Source organism: Geobacillus genomosp. 3 (genome assembly GCF_000445995.2).
Classification (GTDB): domain Bacteria; phylum Bacillota; class Bacilli; order Bacillales; family Anoxybacillaceae; genus Geobacillus.
The window spans coordinates 1,199,665-1,216,484 of sequence record NC_022080.4; the positions used below are offsets into that span (position 1 = coordinate 1,199,665).

The 16,820-nt window shown below is 54.3% G+C and carries 12 protein-coding genes; 11 read left to right on the forward strand and 1 reads right to left on the reverse strand.

Annotated elements, in window-relative coordinates; all coding sequences use genetic code 11:
- Nucleotides 1-50: 50 nt before the first annotated feature.
- From mutS to M493_RS06150, 3 genes are all read left to right on the forward strand, one after another.
- Nucleotides 51-2,798, forward strand: a complete 2,748-nt coding sequence (gene mutS, locus M493_RS06140) for a DNA mismatch repair protein MutS (RefSeq protein WP_041267879.1) — start codon at nucleotides 51-53, stop codon at nucleotides 2,796-2,798.
- 13 nt (nucleotides 2,799-2,811) lie between these two features.
- The gene (mutL, locus tag M493_RS06145; RefSeq protein WP_020959431.1) at nucleotides 2,812-4,746 is read left to right on the forward strand and encodes a DNA mismatch repair endonuclease MutL; all 1,935 of its coding nucleotides are present in this window, start codon (nucleotides 2,812-2,814) and stop codon (nucleotides 4,744-4,746) included.
- A gap of 202 nt (nucleotides 4,747-4,948) precedes the next feature.
- The gene (locus tag M493_RS06150; RefSeq protein ID WP_020959432.1) at nucleotides 4,949-5,974 is read left to right on the forward strand and encodes a LysM peptidoglycan-binding domain-containing protein; all 1,026 of its coding nucleotides are present in this window, start codon (nucleotides 4,949-4,951) and stop codon (nucleotides 5,972-5,974) included.
- A 202-nt stretch (nucleotides 5,975-6,176) separates the two neighbouring features.
- On the opposite strand, the gene M493_RS06155 is transcribed toward M493_RS06150, so the two are convergent.
- Entirely contained in the window at nucleotides 6,177-7,700 is a 1,524-nt protein-coding gene (locus tag M493_RS06155) for a glycine betaine uptake BCCT transporter (RefSeq protein ID WP_020959433.1), read from the reverse strand.
- Nucleotides 7,701-7,892: 192 nt separating this feature from the next.
- Between M493_RS06155 and M493_RS06160 the strand changes: the two genes are divergently transcribed.
- From M493_RS06160 to M493_RS06190, 8 genes are all read left to right on the forward strand, one after another.
- Nucleotides 7,893-9,239, forward strand: coding sequence for an MDR family MFS transporter (locus tag M493_RS06160; RefSeq protein WP_020959434.1), 1,347 nt, complete (start codon nucleotides 7,893-7,895; stop codon nucleotides 9,237-9,239).
- Between the two features lie 102 nt (nucleotides 9,240-9,341).
- Nucleotides 9,342-11,033, forward strand: a complete 1,692-nt coding sequence (locus tag M493_RS06165; RefSeq protein WP_020959435.1) for a methyl-accepting chemotaxis protein — start codon at nucleotides 9,342-9,344, stop codon at nucleotides 11,031-11,033.
- A gap of 198 nt (nucleotides 11,034-11,231) precedes the next feature.
- Nucleotides 11,232-11,402 carry a hypothetical protein gene (locus M493_RS18525; RefSeq protein ID WP_158413363.1) on the forward strand — a complete coding sequence of 57 codons (171 nt, stop codon included), beginning with the start codon at nucleotides 11,232-11,234 and terminating at the stop codon, nucleotides 11,400-11,402.
- A gap of 33 nt (nucleotides 11,403-11,435) precedes the next feature.
- Nucleotides 11,436-12,383 (forward strand): tRNA (adenosine(37)-N6)-dimethylallyltransferase MiaA, encoded by a 948-nt coding sequence (gene miaA / locus M493_RS06170; RefSeq protein ID WP_020959437.1) that lies wholly within the window; start codon nucleotides 11,436-11,438, stop codon nucleotides 12,381-12,383.
- Nucleotides 12,384-12,417: 34 nt separating this feature from the next.
- The gene (gene hfq, locus M493_RS06175; RefSeq protein WP_020959438.1) at nucleotides 12,418-12,648 is read left to right on the forward strand and encodes an RNA chaperone Hfq; all 231 of its coding nucleotides are present in this window, start codon (nucleotides 12,418-12,420) and stop codon (nucleotides 12,646-12,648) included.
- 316 nt (nucleotides 12,649-12,964) lie between these two features.
- On the forward strand, nucleotides 12,965-13,897 hold the full coding sequence (gene spoVK, locus M493_RS06180; RefSeq protein WP_020959440.1) for a stage V sporulation protein K: 933 nt from the start codon (nucleotides 12,965-12,967) through the stop codon (nucleotides 13,895-13,897).
- Between the two features lie 166 nt (nucleotides 13,898-14,063).
- On the forward strand, nucleotides 14,064-15,659 hold the full coding sequence (locus M493_RS06185; RefSeq protein WP_020959441.1) for a fatty acid--CoA ligase: 1,596 nt from the start codon (nucleotides 14,064-14,066) through the stop codon (nucleotides 15,657-15,659).
- Nucleotides 15,660-15,662: 3 nt separating this feature from the next.
- Nucleotides 15,663-16,808, forward strand: coding sequence for an acyl-CoA dehydrogenase family protein (locus M493_RS06190; RefSeq protein ID WP_020959442.1), 1,146 nt, complete (start codon nucleotides 15,663-15,665; stop codon nucleotides 16,806-16,808).
- Nucleotides 16,809-16,820: the final 12 nt, after the last annotated feature.

Sequence of the window (16,820 nt, forward strand, 5' to 3'; positions counted from 1 at the left end):
AATAGTAGCGCAATCAACGGCCGGCCGGCCGAAAAGGTTGGGGAGAAATGATGCCATCGTATACACCGATGATTCAACAATATTTGCATATTAAGGCGCAATATCCAGACGCGTTTTTGTTTTTCCGGCTTGGCGACTTTTACGAAATGTTTTTTGATGACGCCATAAAGGCGGCGCAAGAGTTGGAAATCACACTGACAAGCCGTGACGGAGGCGGCGATGAACGGGTGCCGATGTGCGGAGTGCCGTACCATTCGGCGCAAGGCTATATTGAACAGCTCGTGGAAAAAGGCTATAAAGTGGCGATTTGCGAACAAGTGGAAGATCCGAAAACGGCAAAAGGCGTCGTGCGCCGCGAAGTGGTTCAGCTGATCACCCCCGGGACGCTAATGGAGGGCAAAGGGCTCACCGAGAAAGAAAACCATTATTTAGCGACGTTGACGCCGTTTGCCGACGGTACATACGGATTGGCTTACGCCGATTTGTCGACCGGCGAAGTCCGGCTGACGCTCCTTTCTTCGTGGGAGGAGACAGTGAACGAACTGCATGCCATCGGGGCGCGGGAAGTCGTCATCGGCTCCGACAGCGCTGCCGAGTGGGTGCAACAGCTGAAAGAACGGTACGGAGCGGCCGTCTCATATGAAGACGAAACATCGCTGCGGGACGAATGGAGCAGCGTTGCCGGCCATGTGACGCAAGAAAAGCTGCGGGCGACCGTCGCCCGCTTGCTCCATTATCTCATCCGCACGCAAAAACGGCAGCTCGATCATCTGCAGGCGGCTGAGTTGTACCAAGTCGATCAGTATATGAAAATGGATCGGCATTCGAAGCTGCACTTAGAGTTAGTTGAAACGGTGCGGTCAAAAGGGAGGAAAGGCTCGCTTTTATGGCTGTTGGATGAAACGGTGACGGCGATGGGCGGCCGCCTCTTGAAGCAATGGCTTGACCGGCCGCTTATTGACCGGAGTGAAATTGAACGGCGCCTCGATTTTGTGGAAACGTTGAAAACGTCCTATTTTGAACGGCATGAGCTGCGCGATGGGCTGCGCGGCGTCTATGACATCGAGCGGCTCGTCGGCCGCGTCGCCTACGGCAACGCCAATGCCCGCGATCTTGTGCAGTTGAAGAAATCGCTCGCTCAAGTGCCGGCTCTCCGCCAGACGGTAAGCGGTTTGCCGCTTGCTGAAGCGGACAAGCTGTGCAGTCGCCTTGATCCGTGTGAAGAGCTCATCGGTTTGCTCGAGCGCGCCATTCAAGAGCAGCCGCCGCTTTCCGTCAAAGAAGGAAACATCATTAAAGACGGGTATGATGAGCGGCTTGACCGCTACCGCGATGCGAGCCGCAACGGCAAAGCGTGGATCGCCGAACTCGAGGCGAAAGAGCGGGAGGCAACCGGCATTAAATCGCTCAAAGTCGGTTATAATCGCGTATTCGGCTACTATATTGAAGTGACGAAGCCGAACCTTCCCCTCATCCCGGAAGGGCGCTACGAACGGAAACAGACGCTCGCCAACGCCGAGCGTTTCATTACAGCCGAGTTGAAAGAAAAAGAGACGCTTATCTTAGAAGCGGAAGAAAAAAGCATCGAGCTCGAGTACGAGCTGTTTGTCGCCATTCGCGAGCACGTGAAGCAATACATCCCACGCCTGCAGACGCTCGCCAAAGCCGTTGCCGAGCTCGATGTGCTTCAGTCGCTGGCGACGGTGAGCGACGAACGCCGCTACGTGCGCCCGCAGTTTTCCGCCGAGCGCGTCTTGTCCATCGAACGGGGGCGTCACCCGGTCGTGGAAAAAGTGCTTGGCGCGCAAACGTACGTGCCGAACGACTGCTATATGAATCGCGAGCGGGAAATGCTGCTCATCACCGGGCCGAATATGGCCGGGAAAAGCACATACATGCGGCAAGTGGCGCTCACCGCCATCATGGCGCAAATCGGTTGCTTCGTCCCGGCCGAGCGGGCGATATTGCCGATTTTTGATCAAGTGTTCACCCGCATCGGCGCTGCTGACGACCTGTCGGCAGGGCAAAGCACGTTTATGGTGGAAATGCTCGAAGCGCGTCGCGCCATCGCCCATGCAACGCAAAACAGCCTCATTTTATTCGATGAAATTGGGCGCGGCACATCGACGTACGACGGCATGGCGCTCGCTCAGGCGATGATTGAATACATCCACGATCATATCGGCGCGAAGACGTTGTTTAGCACGCATTATCATGAGCTGACCGCGTTGGAAAGCTCGCTCGAACGGCTATGCAACGTCCATGCCCGCGCCGTTGAAGAAAACGGAAAAGTCGTCTTTTTGCACCAAATCGCCGATGGCCCGGCCGATCGCAGTTACGGCATTCACGTCGCCGAGCTGGCCGGGCTGCCTGCGCCCCTCATTCGGCGCGCCCGGGACATTTTAGCTAAGCTCGAGCGACCGGCTGGAAACGGCGCCTCTGAACGCGGGCTTGAAGGGGAAGCCGGACGGGAGGATAACGCATTAACGGAAGAGGCTTTCGGGCGGCGGCAAAGCGGGTTGGAATCGGACGCAGGATCGTCCGCTGGCCGCGCTGCCGAGCGAAGCGTTGAGCGGGAAGCCGGGCGTAGGGCGGGCGCGGCATCGGCCGACGCTGTAAACGAAGCGGCCTTCGAACAATTGAGCATGTTTCCGGACTTAGTCCCGACGCCTGCGGAGTCGCACTTGTCCGGCAAAGAGAAAAAGGTACTGGCGGCGTTAAGGACGATCAATCTGCTTGAGATGACGCCGCTTGAGGCGTTAAACAAGCTATATGAACTGCAAAAATTGCTGAGGTAACGGAGGTGGGACGATGGGGCGCATCCGCAAGCTCGACGATCAGCTGGCAAACAAAATTGCCGCCGGCGAAGTTGTCGAACGGCCGGCTTCGGTCGTGAAAGAGCTCGTCGAAAACGCCATCGACGCCCATAGCACAGCCATTGACATTGAACTCGAGGAAGCCGGGATGGCGAAAATCCGCATCATCGACAACGGTGACGGAATGGAGGAAGACGATTGCCTTCTTGCGTTTGAACGGCATGCGACAAGCAAAATTCAAGATGAGCACGATTTGTTCCGCATTCGCACACTCGGCTTTCGCGGCGAGGCGCTGCCAAGCATCGCGTCCGTGTCGGAAGTCGAGTTGACGACCGGCACGGGCCGCGGATCGGGGACGAAGCTTGTGTTAAAAGGCGGCGCTCTCGTGTCCCGCGAGCGGGCAGCCGGACGTAAAGGAACCGACATCACGGTATCAAACTTATTTTTCAATACTCCGGCTAGGCTAAAATATATGAAAACGATCCATACCGAGCTCGGTCATGCGGCCGATGTCGTCAACCGGTTGGCGCTTGCTCATCCGGACGTGTCATTTCGGCTTCGCCATCATGGCAAAACGCTGCTGGCGACAAACGGCGGCGGCGATGTCCGGCATGTGCTCGCTGCCATTTACGGTATGGAAACGGCGAAACAAATGATTCCTATTGAAGCGGAGTCGCTTGACTTTGCCGTTCACGGCTATGTTTCGCTGCCTGAAGTGACGCGCGCTTCGCGCAATTATATATCGCTTATCGTCAACGGACGCTACGTGCGCAACATGCCGCTCATGAAGGCCATTGAGGCCGGCTATCATACATTGTTGCCGGTCGGCCGCTATCCGATTGTATTTCTAGCGATTGAAATGGATCCAGTGCTCGTCGATGTGAACGTGCACCCGGCGAAACTCGAAGTCCGTTTTAGCAAAGAAGCTGAGTTGCATGCGCTTATTACTGATGCGATCCGCCGCGCGTTCCGCGAGCGGACGCTCATCCCGTCTATCCCCGCCGACAGCAAGGCAGCCAAAGCGAAGGCGGAGCAAGCGGCTTGGACGTTTGCCCACCGCGTTCATGAACCGGCCGTCCAGCCCGACAAGGAGACGGAGAGAACCGGAAGTGTGACCGCGGCGGTGCCTCCGGCCAACCAACGGTGGGCCGCCCAGCCGCCCGCAGTCGGTCGGAATGATGCGCCCGCCGCCCAGAAAGAAGACGGGACGCCGGTAATTTCGGAAAGAGAGGCGGGCGATGCCAACAATTTGCCCGCTTCCAAATCGAAGTCAACTGATGAGGTGGGGGAAGCACCGACATCAACGCGTCTGCCGGCCGATGGAACAGAGAGGAAACGGGTGACCGATCGTCTTCCGCCGCTGTATCCGATCGGCCAGTTGCATGGCACTTATATTTTGGCCGAGAACGAAGACGGGCTGTATATGATCGATCAGCATGCAGCACAGGAGCGGATCAATTATGAATATTTCCGGGAAAAACTTGGGGACGTGACGAACGAAGTGCAAGAGCTGCTCGTTCCGCTCACATTTGAATATCCGGCCAACGAATACGAGCGAATCGCCGCCCGCCGTGACGAGCTCGCCCGCTGCGGTGTGTTTCTTGAGCCATTCGGTCCACGGACGTTTCTCGTTCGTTCCCACCCTGTGTGGTTTCCAAAAGGGAAAGAAAAAGAAATCATTGAAGAAATGATTGAATACGTGCTGGCGGCCAAAACGGTCGATATAAAGAAGCTGCGCGAGCAAGCCGCCATCGTCATGAGTTGCAAGCGCGCCATTAAAGCGAATCACCATTTGCGCACCGATGAATTGTTCGCCCTGTTAGAAACGCTGCGGCAAACGACCGATCCGTTTACATGCCCGCACGGCCGGCCGGTCATCGTTCATTTTTCAACATATGAAATTGAAAAACTGTTTAAACGGGTAATGTAAATGGCGCTCCCTGTTGTAACAAGGGAGCGTTTTTTTGTAATCGTTTTGTAATCTACTTTTATTCTTTCTGTTACAGACGCTCTGTTTGTATTTTACTATAATGGCTCATGTACAGGAATACATGGCGAATTTTGTAGAGTGATAGCGAAATTTACCTAAAGAAATAGAGGAATGTCAACTTGATGTCATAGGGGGATACAGCATGAAAAAAACACTGCTACTTACTGGAACATTGATTGGATCATTATTGGCCGGCCATGCCGCCTCGGCCGCGGGCTATACGGTGCAAAAAGGAGACACGCTTTGGAAGATTGCGAGGAAATATGATACGACAGTCGATCGGTTAAAGCAACAAAACGGTTTGTCTTCTGACCTCATTTTTCCAGGTCAAGTATTGCAAGTCAATGGACAAAGCGAAAGTAGGCAAGCCGTTTCCAATACATATACTATCCAGTCCGGCGATACGTTAAGCGGAATCGCCCGCAAGTTCGGGACGTCGGTCGAAGCGTTGCTCAAACTGAATCCAAGCATTGCGGACCCCGATTTCATCCGCGTTGGGCAAGCGATTCAAGTGGCGGGCGGAACGACAGACAAACGTACATATACAGTGCAGCCGGCGGCTGCGGCTGTCAACGGTCAGTACATTGTCCAAAAAGGAGACACACTATCGGGGATTGCAAAAAAATTCCAAATAAGTATTGACCGGTTATTGTCGCTCAATCCGCAAATTGCCAACCCGAACGTCATCCGCGTCGGACAAGCCATTAAAGTAGCCGGCGGAACGACCGACGTGCAGCAAGCCGAGCGGCAAGCATCCGTTGCCCAACCGGTTGTCGCCGAGTCTTCTGCTTCACTCGCGGATCGGATCATCGAGATCGGCGAAAAATATTTAGGGGCGAGATATTTATACGGGGCAAGCCCGTCGCGCACGGACGTCTTTGACTGCTCGTCGTTTACGATGCGCGTCTTTAGCGAAGCGGGCATTTCGCTGCCGCGTTCCTCGGCCGCGCAGGCGCAAGCCGGACGGGCGGTGTCGTTTAACCAACTGCAAAAAGGCGACCTTGTCTTTTTTGACACCGATTCAAACGGCACGATCAACCACGTCGGCATTTACGCCGGCAACGGACAAATGATCAACGCTACCGTTTCGCTCGGCGTTACGTATTCATCGCTTACGTCATCGTATTGGAAAACACGGTATGTGAAAGCGGTTCGGGTGCTCAACTAACATATGATCGGCTGCGGCGGAAGGCTGTCCGCACAAAGTCCGTTGACGGCTTTGGCGGGCGGCTTTTTTTGCATGTTTCTTTTGCAACGTTTTTGCCCGGCATGCTGGCAGAGAAGAACCGCTTTGTCCATCGTTTAGTACAGATCATCATAAGAAAGGGGCTGATCCAAAACGCACCTACGTTTCGGGTCAGCCCCTTTGATCACGATTGGACAGGTTGTTGCGCCTTTCGCGCCGCTTCCTGCTGGAATGAACGGATGAGGGAAAGAACGATCAAAATCATGATGATCGCAAACGGGAACGCAGCGATAATCGAAGCGGTTTGTAACGCCTCTAGGCCGCCGGTCCAAAGCAAAATGGCCGCTGCCGCTGATTGGACGATGCCCCAGACGAACTTGACGGAATTCGGCGGATTCAAGCTGCCGTTTGTCGTCTGCATGCCGAGCACGAACGTGGCTGAATCGGCCGATGTGACAAAAAACGTGCAAATCAGCAAAATGGCCAGCCCGGAAAGAAGCGAAGCGAGCGGAAAATGCTCAAAGGTGAAGAACAGAGCCGTCTCTATCCCTTTTTCATTCATGATCTCGCCGATGCCGGCATGCTGGAACTGTTCCAAATAGAGCGCCGATCCGCCGAAGACGGAAAACCAAAGGGCGCTGAAAATTGTGGGGACGGCCAGGACGCCGATCATAAATTCGCGAATCGTGCGCCCCCGGGAAATGCGGGCGATAAACGTCCCGACGAACGGTGCCCAAGCGATCCACCATGCCCAATAAAAGATCGTCCATACTTTCGGCCAATCATTTTGTTCAAACGGGTTAAGACGAAAACTCATAGAAGGCAAATTTTGTAAATATGTCCCGATTGTCGCTGTAAATACATCCATAATGAAATTCGTCGGGCCGGCAAACAGCATGAAAAACATGAGCAGAAACGCCAGCGCGATATTGATGTTGCTCAGCCATTTGATCCCTTTATTCAACCCGGTTTGCGCAGAAAGCATGAACAATACGGTGACAACGACAATCACGATCAATTGGGTTGAAAAGGTGTTTGGAATGGCCGGGAACAGATGCTGCAATCCCCCGCTGATTTGAATGGCCCCCAACCCTAACGAGGTGGCGACGCCAAAGACGGTTGCGTACACAGCCAATGTGTCAATGGCTGTCCCGAGGCCGCCTTCCGTTCGCGCGCCAAACAACGGGCGCAGCGTGCGGCTGATGACGCCGGCCTCCCGTTTGCGGAACTGAAAGTAAGCAAGCGCCAAGGCAAGAACCCCATAAATGGCCCATGGATGAAGCCCCCAATGGAAAAACGAATAGCGCATGGCTAAACGGGCGGCTTCCGCCGTCGCTCCTTCGCCGGTTGGCGGCGTATAATAGTGGGACAACGGTTCAGCTACTCCCCAAAACACTAACCCGATTCCCATCCCGGCGCTAAACAGCATGGCAAACCATGTCATATAGCTGTACTCCGGCTTCTCTCCATCGCGGCCGAGACGGATGTTCCCGTAACGGGAAAAAATCAAGAACAAGCAAAATGCCAAAAAAAGCGAAGCGCTGAGCAAATAAAACCAGCCGAACTTGTTGATGAGAAAGGCGTGGACAGCGCTGCTCACGTCATTTAAATTGTAGTGCGGCAGCCAAGTTTTCGGGATGATTCCCCAAATGACAAACAGCACGGCAATGGCGATCGAAATGTAAAAGACAGTTGTCGTTTTTTGCATCTCACTCCTCCTTCTTCGTTGCATAGTCCACTAATGGGCATCAGGTTAGCCGTTTTGGAACCATTTTTTATGGTAACAAAAGGTGGAAGCAAATACAAATGATCGACTTTTTGCGCATATAATTTTGTGCCATATGATTCTCTCGTGTAAAATAAAATATTCATAGATGATCCAAAAAAGGGAGGACAGTATATGAACAGCCGCCTGTCTGTTATGGTGAGCATCATCTTGGCGATGCTTGTGGCGTCGATGGACACGACGATCATGAACACGACGATGCCGATCATTGCCAAAGAGCTCGGGGATTTTTCTCTTTATGCGTGGACGTTTGCGTCGTACATGATTACGACGACCGTCCTGTCGCCGATCGCCGGCCGTTTGTCCGATCTATTCGGCCGCAAAAAAGTGTTCAGCTTCGGCATTCTATTATTTTTAATCGGTTCGCTTCTTTGCGGTTTGTCGCAAAACATGGTGCAGCTCGTCTTGTTCCGCGCCGTGCAAGGGGTGGGGGCCGGGTTTATGATGCCGTTTCCGGCCATTATCGCCGGCGATTTGTTTCCTGTGGAAAAACGCGGGAAAATTCAGGCGTTTTTTACGGCCATGTGGGGGCTTTCCGCCGTGTTGGCGCCGCTTTTAGGCTCGCTGTTTGTCGAGTATGCGACATGGCGCTGGATTTTTTATGTCAACATTCCGATTTGCTTGCTCTCCCTGTTGACGCTCCTTCCATATAAAGAAGTGTACGAGCCGAAGCGGGCGGCGGTCGATTATGCCGGGGCAACGCTGTTTGCGGCGGCGATTAGCCTGCTTTTGCTCGTCACGGTCGTCGAGCGGGGGCAATGGTGGTACGGCGCGGCCGGGGCGCTTTTGCTCATTGTTTTTTATTATTTTGAAAAACGGCAGCCATCCCCGCTTGTGCCGATGGCGCTTGTCCATCACCGGACGCTGAAGTGGATGAACATCAACGGGTTTGTCAGCTGTGTTGCCTTGTTTGGGACATCAAGCTATATTCCACTCTTTTTGCAAAATGTCGCCCACTTGTCCGTATTTGCAAGCGGCGTCGCTTTGCTCGGCTCATCGGTCGGCTGGATGATCGCCGCCGTGCCGGCCGGGAAATGGATTTTGCGCTATGGCTATCGCCCGCTGCTGATCATCGGCAACGTGCTGCTTGTGATCTCGGGATTGCTTCTAGCCTTGTTGAATGAAAGCCACGGATTTTGGTACGTCTTTTTCATCATGTTTGTTCAAGGGCTGTCGTTCGGCTTGACGTCAACGGTCGGTGTCATCGGCTCGCAGCAGCTCGCCGATGCTCATGAAAAGGGCATCGCGACATCTTTTTTTATGTTTTGCCGCAACATCGGCACGGCGATCGGCGTCACGGTCATGGGGGCGTTTTTGGCTGGAGCGCCGACATTTATGGCCGGCATTCACCACTTGTTTTTATTTGGCCTGGCCGGCAGCATCGTCGCTCTGATTACGTCGTTTTTTATCCGTGATGAGGCCGAGGCCAGGGGGAATTGGCAGCCGGAAGGGACGGCGTAACGGAATAACGGCCATGCGTGAGGTCGAAACATGTTAAACATTGGCGGCCATCATCCGATAATAAAAGTGGAGAGACATACTTGACGAACGGGGGATTAGCTGATGAAAATGACAGTGCGCAAAAAACTGCTGGCCGGCTTCGGCCTCGTCTACGTGTTGATCGCGCTGCTTGTCGGGTTCGCCTATTATGAAATTTCGGCGATTGATCGTACATACACAAGTGTGATTGACAACCGCATGCCGAAGCTTGTCAAGGCGAAAGAGTTGGAAGTGCTGATTCAACAAGAATCTAGCAATTTGCGCGGTTATTTGTTGACAGGCGATGAAGCATTAAAGGAGGACTTTGAAAAAGCGCATGAGCAGTATAAGCAAACGAGCGAACAGCTCATGGCGACGTTGACGCGGGAGGAGACGAAACGGCTGCTTGCTGAGCTCGACTCGCTCGAACAGCAGTACTATGCACTCGGGCTGAAAGAAATCGAATTAAAAGCGCAAAATCGAACGGACGAATATATGAATCTCGTCACGACAGACGGGCATGAGACGACAAAGCAGGTGGGCGAAGCAGTCGCTCAATTCGTCGCCTTGCAGCAGCAGGAAGTGGACAAAGCGAACAAAGATGCGACCGCATCGGCATCTGCAGTCCAACAGCTGATCATCATCGTCGGCGTGTTGGCGGTGGCGGCCGGAGCGGCTGTCAGCTATTTCATCAGCCGCTCGCTCTCCCGCCCGCTGCTTGTGCTGTCAGAAGCGGCGAAGCGGATCGCCGCCGGCGATTTGACGGAGACGAAAACCGGCGTCCGCAACCGCGACGAAATCGGCGAGTTGGCTGCTTCGTTTGAACAAATGGCGAAAAACTTGCGCGGCGTGCTGCATGAAGTGGCGCAAAATGCGGAACAGGTGGCCGCTTCCTCGGAAGAGCTGGCGGCGAGCGCCGAGCAGACGAGCAAAGCGACCGAGCAAATCGCAATGACGATCCAAGGTGTTGCCTCGAGCATGGATCAGCAAATGCAAAGTGTGGAAGAAACGTCCGCTACTGTCGATTCCATGTCTGAGAGAATCGAGCAAATTTCCGGACGGGCGCAAAACGTGGCCGCCATCGCTGCTGAAACGTCGAAACAAGCGGCGGACGGCGGGAAAACGATCGAAGCGAGCGTCGCGCAAATGAACAAAGTGAACGCGACAGTCGAACAGTTGGCCGAAGTGATTAAAGGGCTTGGCCGCCGTTCCGAGCAAATTGGTTCGATTATTGAGGCGATCCGCAATATTGCGGCACAGACGAATTTGCTTGCGTTAAACGCTGCCATTGAGGCGGCGCGCGCCGGCGAGCACGGGCGCGGCTTTGCCGTCGTTGCCGATGAGGTGCGCAAACTGGCCGAGCAGTCAGCGGAATCGGCGCAGCAAATCGCCGAGCTGATCGCCGCTATTCAAGAAGAAACGACCCATGCCGTCCAGTCGATGGAGTCGGTCGTCCATGAGGTAGTGAGCGGGACCGGCGTCATTCGCGATTCGGGTGAAACGTTTGCCCGCATTCGCGCCGCCGTCGACGAAGTTGCGGGCCAAATTCGCGGCGTATCATCGGCGGTCAGCGAAATGGCCGCTTCTTCGGAGCAAATCGTCCGCTCCGTCCGGCTTGTCGCCGATGCGGCCGAATCGACGTCCGCCGGCGCTCAGGAAGTGTCGGCGGCGACCGAAGAACAGTTGGCATCGATGGAGGAAATTTCGGCTTCGGCCGCATCGTTGTCGAAAATGGCGGACGATTTGCAGTCGATTGTCAGCAGGTTTTCATTGTGATGGCTATAGAGCCGGCTGCCGGCCCGTTTTCCGGCGGAAACGGCGCCGAATAAAACGATCATCACCATCCGATTCTCAGCAGTCAACCGTATTTTTCAGCGGAGTTTCCGCTATACGGAATACACGACACGTTAAAAGATCAGCGGGCGCCACGCCAATAAGTGACGAGCAGAAAAAGAGCGGAATAGGAAAAAAGACATGGCTGATGGTGGACGCCTTTTGCGGCGTTCACTTTTTTTGGCTGTTCGGCGCGGCAAAAGAAAAAACAGCAATTTTCGTGCTGTCATGTATAAAACGGCAGGCGGATGGCGAAAACGTATGAAAGAAATTGTTTCATGTATTGCCGTTTTTATGTATAATGGTGGTTGATACGAGTTCAGCAATAGAAAGCAGTGGCGCACCATGGCAGAAAAAGTCGTTGTTGTTGTCGGGCCGACAGCAGTCGGCAAAACGAAGCTCGGCATCGCATTGGCGAAAAAGCTGGGCGGAGAGATCATCAGCGGCGATTCGATGCAAATTTATAAAGGAATGGACATCGGCACCGCGAAAGTGAAGCCGAACGAAACGGATGGGATTCCGCACCATTTGCTTGACATTAAAGAGCCGTGCGAACCGTTTTCCGTCGTTGAATTTCAGCGGCTTTGCCGCGCCCTCATCGCCGACATTTCCGCGCGCGGCCGGCTGCCGATCATCGTCGGCGGCACCGGGCTGTACATTCAAGCGGCCATTTACGACTATCAGTTTTCCGATGCCCCTTCTGATGAAGCGTACCGCCGGGCGCTTCGACAGCTGGCGGCCGAACAGGGGACTGAGGCGCTTCATCGGCGGCTTGAGGAGGTCGACCCGGAAAGTGCGGCGCGCATTCACCCGCATAACGTCCGCCGCGTCATCCGCGCTTTAGAAGTGTATCATTGCACCGGGAAACCGTTCAGTGAGTGGCAACAGGGCCAGCAACGGCGGCTCTTGTACGAGGCGGTCATCATCGGGTTGACGGCAGAGCGAAGCGTGCTTTACCGGCGCATCAACGAACGGGTCGACCAAATGATTGCTGAAGGGCTGATTGATGAGGCGAGGGCGCTTTATGACCGCGGGTTTCGTGACTGCCAGGCGGTGCAGGCGATCGGCTACAAAGAGCTGTACGATTATTTTGACGGCCATGTCTCCTTGGAGGAAGCGGTCGAGCAGCTGAAGCAAAATTCGCGTCGCTATGCAAAACGGCAGCTGACATGGTTTCGCAACCAAATGCCGGTCGAATGGTTTGACATGACCGATCGTGAGATGTTCCCGGCAAGAGTGGAGGAGATTTTTCGTTACATAGCAGGAAAGTTTCAACTTGAAGCGAATATATAACCATATCTTTAGAGAGAAAAGAGGAGGACGTTCCATGAAATCGACGATCAACATTCAAGACCAGTTTTTAAACCAGCTGCGCAAAGAGAGCATCCAAGTCACTGTTTTCTTATTGAACGGCTTTCAGCTGCGCGGGTATATTAAAGGGTTTGACAATTTCACCGTGCTTTTGGAAGTGCAAGGGAAACAGCAGCTCATCTACAAGCATGCCATTTCAACGTTTGCGCCGGAGCGGAACATCCAGTTTGAAACCGAGCAGCAGTAATGCCGACGGTACATATGCTGCGCGAGAAAAGACGCCTTCTTGATGAGGCGTCTTTTTCGATGCCCGCCGGCCTGCGTCCTGCTCCCTTTCTGCTGTTTCGCCGGCTTGAACGGCTTTTTCAATTTGAATGCGTAAACGGTCGCTTTTTTGAATAAAAATATACAAACTTTTCCCGCTTTGACCGGCCGGTTGTTCGCTTGGGCGATTGTCACGGATCGGCGGCGGCGTACGTATACTAATAGCAAAAGCGCGAGGCGTCGACAGCCAATTCGGAACGCGTGCGAATGGCAGAAAACGGGAAGCGAGGTGACGCCCTTTGTCAGAATTGACGATGAACAAGGCGAAAGGGCAAATTAATATTGTGCTCAATTCCAAAACGGTCAACCATTTAGTAAAAGACGAGCGAAACGATTGGTTTGACGGCGAAGAGCATCAGGCGCTTCGCAACATCCAAAAAGAACTTGACCAGCTGATCGGGCTCGACCATGTGAAAAAGATCGTCAAGGAAGTGTACGCCTGGCTGTACATTAACCGGATGCGCAAAGAAAACGGCCTAAAAGTGAACCGCCAGGCGCTTCATATGATTTTTAAAGGCAACCCCGGCACGGGAAAAACGACGGTGGCGCGTTTGCTCGGCAAGTTGTTTTTTGAGATGAACGTGCTGTCGAAAGGGCATTTCATCGAGGCGGAGCGGGCCGACTTAGTTGGGGAATATATTGGGCATACGGCGAACAAAACGCGCGATTTAATCAAAAAAGCGCGCGGCGGCATTTTGTTTATCGATGAGGCGTATTCGCTCGCCCGCGGCGGAGAAAAAGACTTCGGCAAGGAGGCGATCGATACGCTCGTGAAAGGGATGGAAGACTATTGCGACGATTTGGTCGTCATTTTAGCCGGCTATCCGAAAGAAATGGACTATTTTTTGTCATTGAACCCTGGTTTGCCGTCGCGTTTCCCGCTGACGATTGAGTTTCCGGACTATACGGTCGAGGAGCTCGTGCAAATCGCCAAACAAATGCTGCGTGAGCGCGAATACGAAATGACGCCGGAGGCCGAGCGGAAACTATGCGTCCATCTCGAGGGGACGCTTGAGGCCGCCGGGCGCCTCAAATTCAGCAACGGCCGCTATGTGCGCAATTTGATTGAAAAGGCGATCCGTAAGCAGGCGGTCCGGCTTTTGCATGAAGGGCGCTATGACAAAAAGGAATTGATGACGATTCGCGACCGTGATTTCGTCTTCCATACGTAAAACGAAAAGGGGGTCCTTTTCGTTTTTTTTTGTGATGCAAAAAGAGGAATGCCGGCCAAAAGAGCGAATACATAAACAACAAGGGCATATGTACGAAATTATTTGAATTGTCCATCTAAAAGACGTGCCCGCCCTATGTCCATGTGGAAAAAGGGAGGACTGCCGCTTGTATATGACGATTGGGGAGATGTTGTCCCAAACCGTGCGAAAGTTTCCGAACCGAGAGGCGGTCGTCGAAGTGGCGACCGGGCGTCGCTATACGTATGCCGAATGGGAGCGGGAAGTCAACCGGTGGGCGAATGCGTTTCAGGAAGCCGGCGTGCGCAAAGGCGACCGCGTTTCCACCGTCTTGTACAACACGCTTGAACTGGCCACCGCCTTGTTCGCCTGCGCCAAAATCGGCGCCGTGTTCAATCCGATCAACTTTCGGCTGAAAGCGGAAGAAATCGCCTATATTTTAACGGACGCCGAGCCGAAAATCGTCTTGTTTGAGCGGGCGGTGGAGCGGGAGTTGGCCGCCATTCATGACCGCTTTCCGCACATCGCCTTTTGGTCGATTGACCGCGATCCGCCGCCGTTTGCCAAAAGCGCCCATGAACAGGCGGGGCGGGCTCGGGAGGAAGCACCGTCCGTTCAGGTGGAAGAAGATGATCTTTACGCCATTATGTACACAAGCGGTACGACCGGGCGTCCGAAAGGGGTCATGCACCGGCATCGCGACATGATCGAGCAAAGCGTCCTTTGCCATGGGGTGATGCGCATCCGCGAAACGGACCGCGGGCTGGCGGCGGCGCCTTTATTCCATTGCGCCGAGCTGCATTGCTGCCTGCTGCCGCGCGTGCACGCCGGGGCGGCGAGCATCATTTTGCACCATTTTGACGCCAAGCTTGTGCTTAAAACGATTGAGCGGGAGCGGATTACCGTTTTATTCGGTGCGCCGACAATGTGGAACATGATGCTTCAGGAAAATGTAAGCGGTTACGACTTGTCGTCGCTCCGCCTCGGCTTATATGGCGCCGCCCCGATGGCCCCGGCGCTTGTTAGGCAGTGCCAGGAGCGGCTTGGCATCGGGCTCGTGCAAGCGTACGGCATGACGGAAATGGGGCCGGCGGTGACGTTTTTGCTTGAGGATGAGCAGCTGAACAAAGCAGGCTCCGCCGGGCGCGCCTGCTTGAACCATGAAATTCGCGTCGTCCGCGCGCGTGAGGATGGTCCGTCCGACCCGGATGAGATGCTGCCGCCATATGAAGTCGGTGAGATCGTGATGCGCGGGCCGTGCATGATGGCTGGCTACTACAAGCGCGAGGAAGCGACGGAAAAAGCGTTGTACAAAGGCTGGTACCATTCCGGCGATCTCGGCTATCTTGACGAAGACGGCTATTTGTACGTCGCCGATCGGGTCGATGACATGGTGATCAGCGGCGGGGAAAACGTGTATCCACGCGAAGTGGAGGACGTGTTGTACGAACATCCGAAAGTGCTTGATGTCGCCGTGCTCGGCGAACCAGACGAGCTGTGGGGCGAAAAAGTGGTCGCGTTTGTCGTCAAAAAGGATATCAGCCTTACCGCCGATGAGCTCGAGCAGTTTTGCAAGACGAGCGACCGCCTCGCCCCTTATAAGCGGCCGCGCGCCTACTATTTCATTGACGCCTTGCCGCGCAACGCGAGCGGCAAAATCCAAAAGTTTTTGCTGCGCGAACAGCTGAAAAAACGGGCGGCGGACGGAACGGAGAAAATGCGATCGAACAGAAAAGAGGGATGAACGGTGGCAGCCCGCTATTTGCGCGAGGAGCACCATATTTTCCGCGACGCATTCCGCAAGTTTTTAGAGAAAGAAGCGTATCCGTACTACAACGAATGGGAGCAGCGCGGCATCATTCCGCGGTCATTTTGGGCGAAAATGGGCGAAAACGGCTTTCTTTGTCCGTGGGTGGATGAAACGTATGGGGGATTTGGCGCCGATTTTGCTTACTCAGTCGTCATCAATGAGGAACTGGAAAAGGTTGGTTCAAGTCTTGTCGGCATCGGCTTGCACAACGACATTGTTGTGCCGTACATTGCGGCATACGGCACCGAAGAACAAAAACAAAAATGGCTGCCGAAATGCGTCAGCGGCGAACTCATTACGGCAATCGCCATGACCGAGCCGGGCGCCGGATCGGATTTGGCGAACATTTCCACGACGGCCATCAAAGACGGCGATGATTACATCGTCAACGGGCAAAAAACGTTCATCACGAACGGCATTCATGCCGATTTGATCATCGTCGCCTGCAAAACCGACCCGCAGGCGAACCCCCCGCACCGCGGCATCAGCCTGCTTGTCGTCGAACGCGATACGCCGGGGTTCACACGCGGCCGGAAGCTTGACAAAGTCGGGCTGCACGCCCAAGATACCGCCGAGCTGTTTTTCCAAGAGGCAAAAGTGCCGGCATCTAACTTGCTCGGCGAGGAAGGAAAAGGATTTTATTATTTGATGGAAAAACTTCAGCAGGAGCGGTTGGTCGTCGCTATCGCTGCGCAAACGGCAGCGGAAGTGATGTTCTCGTTGACCAAACAATATGTGAAACAGCGGTCCGCATTCGGCAGGCGGGTGAGCGGGTTTCAAACCGTTCAGTTTCGCCTTGCGGAAATGGCGACCGAAATCGCCCTCGGGCGCACGTTTGTCGACCGTGTTATTGAAGAGCATATGGCGGGAAAACAGATCGTCACGGAAGTGTCGATGGCGAAATGGTGGATTACGGAAATGGCGAAACGCGTCGCCGCCGAGGCGATGCAGCTGCACGGTGGCTACGGCTATATGGAAGAATACGAGATCGCCCGGCGCTACCGCGATATCCCGGTCAGCGCCATCTACGCCGGGACGAACGAGATGATGAAAACGATCATCGCTCGGCAGTTAGACTTGTAGAAAGGGGGATCG

Coding starts and splice junctions, on each gene's coding strand:
- mutS (WP_041267879.1), top strand. CDS start 51: ATGCCATCGTATACACCGATGATTCAACAATATTTGCATATTAAGGCG.
- mutL (WP_020959431.1), top strand. CDS start 2,812: ATGGGGCGCATCCGCAAGCTCGACGATCAGCTGGCAAACAAAATTGCC.
- M493_RS06150 (WP_020959432.1), top strand. CDS start 4,949: ATGAAAAAAACACTGCTACTTACTGGAACATTGATTGGATCATTATTG.
- M493_RS06155 (WP_020959433.1), bottom strand. CDS start 7,700: ATGCAAAAAACGACAACTGTCTTTTACATTTCGATCGCCATTGCCGTG.
- M493_RS06160 (WP_020959434.1), top strand. CDS start 7,893: ATGAACAGCCGCCTGTCTGTTATGGTGAGCATCATCTTGGCGATGCTT.
- M493_RS06165 (WP_020959435.1), top strand. CDS start 9,342: ATGAAAATGACAGTGCGCAAAAAACTGCTGGCCGGCTTCGGCCTCGTC.
- M493_RS18525 (WP_158413363.1), top strand. CDS start 11,232: ATGGCTGATGGTGGACGCCTTTTGCGGCGTTCACTTTTTTTGGCTGTT.
- miaA (WP_020959437.1), top strand. CDS start 11,436: ATGGCAGAAAAAGTCGTTGTTGTTGTCGGGCCGACAGCAGTCGGCAAA.
- hfq (WP_020959438.1), top strand. CDS start 12,418: ATGAAATCGACGATCAACATTCAAGACCAGTTTTTAAACCAGCTGCGC.